We start from the raw sequence: 943 nt of genomic DNA, 5'->3' as shown, positions 1-943 counted from the left end.
TTCGTAATAGCATACTGAGCACACATCGATCCTAACGAATGCCCATATACATCAAACGATGCTCCCTTATGTTTATCCATCACCTCTTGAAGCACTGAAGCAGCCTTTTTCAATTGAGGAGTTGCCATCTTAGTTTTAGATAAAATAGCACCCGCCATTGGAGCATCATTTTCAAGCCAATCCTGCTTGCCACCCTCTTTATTAAAATCCGTCGACCCCTGATACAACACCGTGTAATGCTTATCATCTGTTTTAACCACATACATCTTCAAACCCGTAGACTTATCATCCACCACCTGATCCAAAGTACCCAAATGTCGTTGATGATTCCCCATGCTAAATGTTATATCTGCATGTCGTTTAGCATCTAATTCGGTATAGTCTTTGTATTCTAGCTCAGCAATCTTCTGCCTTTCATGTTCAGTGAAAGTTCTAGTCATCGTAAACCACCTCAGAAATTGCTCCTAACTCTTTATACAGTAGATAAGTTTTATGGGACATTCCCTGAGAACTTACTGACAATTTCTGTTCATTATTATCTTTATCAAAAATCAAGCTGAGGGTCATTTCAGGATCATCATTGAGCTCAATATCGACCATGATTCCACCCATTGGATTGTGCTTTATAGTATCCGTAAGAATCTTAAATGATTTAATACGCCCATTAGTAGTGAAGGCAGCTTTATCTGCCTCTTTCAAATCCTTCTCGATAACTGCTCTTCCCTCGTTACCTGTGACCACGGAATACATATACTCTTGATCACTCTTCTGCTTCTTCTCCAACTGAGACTCTATAACCATTTTCCCTCCCACAACTACAACTAGTATCACTACAACAACGCTCATAACCACAACCAAAACCGGACGCACTTTTTCAAACGCTCCAGGCTTATTCATACCACTACCCATTACAAACCACCCCCGGGTATCTTCTTCACATCAT

General features: G+C 40.4%; 1 protein-coding gene and 1 pseudogene. Both read right to left on the bottom strand.

The features are described from left to right. A pseudogene (locus EJ419_RS02460) lies at positions 1 to 440 on the bottom strand (hypothetical protein); the annotation flags it as partial. Then, positions 433 to 909 carry a DUF1310 family protein gene (locus EJ419_RS02455; RefSeq protein WP_131283343.1) on the bottom strand — a complete coding sequence of 159 codons (477 nt, stop codon included), beginning with the start codon at positions 907 to 909 and terminating at the stop codon, positions 433 to 435. The pseudogene EJ419_RS02460 and the gene EJ419_RS02455, both read right to left, overlap by 8 nt. Between the last annotated feature and the right edge of the window lie 34 nt (positions 910 to 943).

The sequence above is a fragment of the Alloscardovia theropitheci genome (assembly GCF_004332295.1).
Lineage (GTDB): Bacteria > Actinomycetota > Actinomycetes > Actinomycetales > Bifidobacteriaceae > Alloscardovia > Alloscardovia theropitheci.
This window is presented reverse-complemented; position numbering and strand designations above follow the sequence as displayed.

Bases quoted from the DNA above. Each gene is read 5' to 3' on its own strand.
- EJ419_RS02455 (WP_131283343.1), bottom strand. From the start codon at position 909: ATGGGTAGTGGTATGAATAAGCCTGGAGCGTTTGAAAAAGTGCGTCCG.